At 68.1% G+C, this 3,234-nt stretch carries 4 protein-coding genes; all 4 read left to right on the top strand.

Features of this window, described 5'->3' with window-relative positions; all coding sequences use genetic code 11:
* Positions 1 to 657 (top strand): asparagine synthase C-terminal domain-containing protein (locus tag VKP62_09810; GenBank protein ID MEB3197485.1); only part of this gene is annotated, 657 nt, incomplete at its 5' end.
* A gap of 25 nt (positions 658 to 682) precedes the next feature.
* The gene (locus tag VKP62_09805; protein MEB3197484.1) at positions 683 to 1,960 is read left to right on the top strand and encodes a nucleotide sugar dehydrogenase; all 1,278 of its coding nucleotides are present in this window, start codon (positions 683 to 685) and stop codon (positions 1,958 to 1,960) included.
* Entirely contained in the window at positions 1,960 to 3,006 is a 1,047-nt protein-coding gene (locus VKP62_09800; protein ID MEB3197483.1) for an SDR family oxidoreductase, read from the top strand. The genes VKP62_09805 and VKP62_09800 overlap by 1 nt, the downstream gene beginning before the upstream one ends.
* A 110-nt stretch (positions 3,007 to 3,116) precedes the next feature.
* On the top strand, positions 3,117 to 3,234 hold a 118-nt coding region (locus VKP62_09795), incomplete at its 3' end, for an AAA family ATPase (GenBank protein ID MEB3197482.1).

Raw genomic sequence — 3,234 nt, 5'->3', positions numbered from 1 at the left:
TTGCCGGCCCGGCTGGCCAGCGCCGGCATCGGCGACAAGCTGCACAAGGGCGCGACCGTGATGACGGCCGGCTCGACCGCCGACCTGTACGGCAAGCTGGTCAGCATCTGGCAACACCCCGAGCGGGTGATCGAAGGCCTGACGCCGCCAGCGCCCGGAGCGGCCTGGTCGCTGCCGGAAACGGGGCACTTCGTGCAGGACATGATGGCCAGTGACCTGGTCACCTACCTGCCGGATGACATCCTGTGCAAGGTCGACCGCGCGGCCATGGGCGTGAGCCTCGAAACGCGCGTGCCCTTTCTGGACCACCGGGTGGTGGAATTTGCCTGGCGGCTGCCACTGGCCTACAAGCTGCAAGACGGCGTGGGAAAATGGCTGCTGCGCCAGGTGCTGGACCGCTACGTGCCGCGCAGCCTGATCGAGCGCCCCAAGATGGGCTTCGGCGTGCCGCTCGACAGCTGGCTGCGCGGCCCGCTGCGCGACTGGGCCGAGAGCCTGCTCGACCCCGCCCGCCTGCGCCAGGAAGGCTTTTTCCGGGCAGAGCCCGTGCGAGAGCGCTGGCAGGCCCATCTGTCCGGTCGCGTCAACGCCCAGCACGAACTCTGGTGCGTCTTGATGTTTCAAGCCTGGCTGGAGAACAATAAGGGCACCTCCTGATTGCTGACAGAAATGAGCCAAGCGGATGAATGAAAAAGTTGCCGTCATCGGATTGGGCTATGTGGGCTTGCCCGTGGCCCTGGCCTTCGCCCGCCAGTTCCCGGACACGGTCGGGTTCGATGTGAACACCGCCAAGGTGGCCGAACTGCGCGCGGGCCTCGACCGCACGGGGGAGGTCGCCGCGGAGGTGCTGCGCGCCTCGACCCTGAAGATCACCGACCACCCGGCCGAACTCGCGGGCACAACCTTCTTCGTGGTGGCGGTCCCCACCCCGATCATGGACAACCGCCAGCCGGATCTGCGCGCCTTGCGGGCCGCCTCGGCCACCGTCGGCAAGGCACTTCAGCCCGGGGCCGTGGTGGTTTACGAGTCGACCGTCTACCCGGGCCTCACGGAAGAGGTCTGCGGCCCGATCCTGGCCGAGGTCTCGGGGCTGCGCTGCGGCATCGACTTCACGCTGGGCTACTCGCCGGAGCGCATCAACCCGGGCGACAAGGAACACACCCTGGAGCGCATCGTGAAGGTGGTGAGCGGCCAGGACGCCCCGACCCTGGACCGCGTGGCCGCCGCCTACGGCGCCATCGTCCCGGCCGGCGTCTTCCGCGCCAGCTCGATCGCGGTGGCGGAGGCCGCCAAGGTGATCGAAAACACCCAGCGCGACCTCAACATCGCCTTGATGAACGAACTGGCCTTGATTTTCGACCGTCTGGGCATCCCCACGCGCGACGTGCTGGCTGCCGCAGGGACCAAGTGGAATTTTCTGCCCTTCACGCCGGGCCTGGTGGGGGGACATTGCATCGGCGTCGACCCCTACTACCTCACGGCCCGGGCCGAGGCCACCGGCTACCATCCCCAGGTGATCCTGGCCGGGCGCCGCATCAACGACGGCATGGGGGCCTTCATCGCCCAGCGCCTGGTCAAAATGTTGATTCACGCTGACCGCGCCATCAAGGGCGCCCGCGTGGGCGTGCTGGGCCTGACCTTCAAGGAGAATGTGCCCGACATCCGCAACAGCCGGGTGCCGGACATCCTGGCGGAACTCCAGCAATACGGCATCACGCCCCTGCTGCACGACCCGCTGGCCGAGGCCGACGAGGTCCGGCACGAATACGGCCTGACGCTCTCGCCGCAAGAGGCTTTTCAGGATCTGGATGCCCTCGTGCTGGCCGTGCCGCATCGGGCCTATCGGGAACAAGCGGCCGCGCTGCTCGCGGGCGTGCGCCCCGGCGGCGTGGTGGTGGACGTCAAATCGATGCTGGCAGCTGACACGGTTCCGGCCAGCCTCACCTACTGGAGCCTCTGATGTCGAGTTGCCCCCCTCAGCTTCAGGCTGCGCTGCGCCAGGCGCCGCGCACATGGCTGGTCACGGGGGCCGCCGGCTTCATCGGCGCCAACCTGGTTGAAGCCCTGCTGCAACTCGACCAGCGCGTGGTGGGGCTCGACAACTTCGCCACCGGTCTGCGCCAGACCCTGGCGGACGTGCGCGCCACGGTGGGGGAGGCGGCCTGGCAGCGCTTCGAGTTCCTCGAAGGGGACATCACGGATCTCGCCATCTGCCAGCGCGCCTGCCGCGACAGCGCCATCGTGCTGCACCAGGCCGCGCTGGGCTCCGTCCCCCGCTCGATTGCCGACCCGCTCACCTCGCACCGGGCCAACGTCGACGGCTTCCTCAACATGCTGATCGCCGCCCGCGACACAGGCGTGCAACGCTTCGTCTATGCGGGTTCCAGCTCCACCTATGGCGACCACCCCGGCCTGCCCAAGGTGGAACACGTGACCGGACGGCCCCTGTCGCCCTATGCCGTCACCAAATGGGTCGACGAGGTCTACGCCGAGGTCTTCGCCCGCACCTACGGCGTCTCGGTGATCGGGCTGCGTTACTTCAACGTGTTCGGTCGCCGCCAGCGACCGGATGGCCCCTACGCCGCCGTGATTCCGCGCTGGATTGCCAGCCTGCTCCAGGGCGAACCCGGCACGATCAACGGCGATGGCGAGACCAGCCGCGACTTCTGCTACGTCGACAACGTGGTGCAGGCCAACCTGCTGGCCGGCACCAGCGACCACCCCGAGGCCGCCAACCAAGTCTACAATGTGGCCTGCGGGCAACGCACCAGCCTGAACGAGCTCTATGCACTGATTCAGGCGGGGCTGGCGCCCTGGGTGCCTCAGGCTGAAAAGCTGTCGCCGCGCTACCAGGCCTTCCGCGATGGCGACGTGCGCCACTCGCTGGCAGACATCGGCAAGGCCCAGCGCCTGCTCGGCTATCAGCCCAGCCACTCGCTGGCCGAGGGCCTCACGGCGGCCCTGCCCTGGTACGTGGCGCAGGCCGCCGACAGCCGCCAGGCCTGACTCGACGGTTCCAGGCAACACCTCCCGGGTCACCCGCCAGATGGCCGAGGCAGGACCGACGGACAGGGTTCGCGCCCCATGGGGCGTGCTACCATACGCATGGAGGCGCCATGCATCGCAAGAAGCTGCCCATCGGCATTCAAACCTTCGCCAAGATTCGCGAGGACGACCACTATTACGTGGACAAGACGCCGCTCGCCCTCCGTCTGGTCGCCGAAGGCACCCACT

Source organism: Candidatus Sericytochromatia bacterium, assembly GCA_035285325.1.
Taxonomy (GTDB): domain Bacteria; phylum Cyanobacteriota; class Sericytochromatia; order S15B-MN24; family JAQBPE01; genus JAYKJB01.
This window is presented reverse-complemented; position numbering and strand designations above follow the sequence as displayed.

Bases quoted from the DNA above. Each gene is read 5' to 3' on its own strand.
- VKP62_09805 (MEB3197484.1), top strand. From the start codon at position 683: ATGAATGAAAAAGTTGCCGTCATCGGATTGGGCTATGTGGGCTTGCCC.
- VKP62_09800 (MEB3197483.1), top strand. From the start codon at position 1,960: ATGTCGAGTTGCCCCCCTCAGCTTCAGGCTGCGCTGCGCCAGGCGCCG.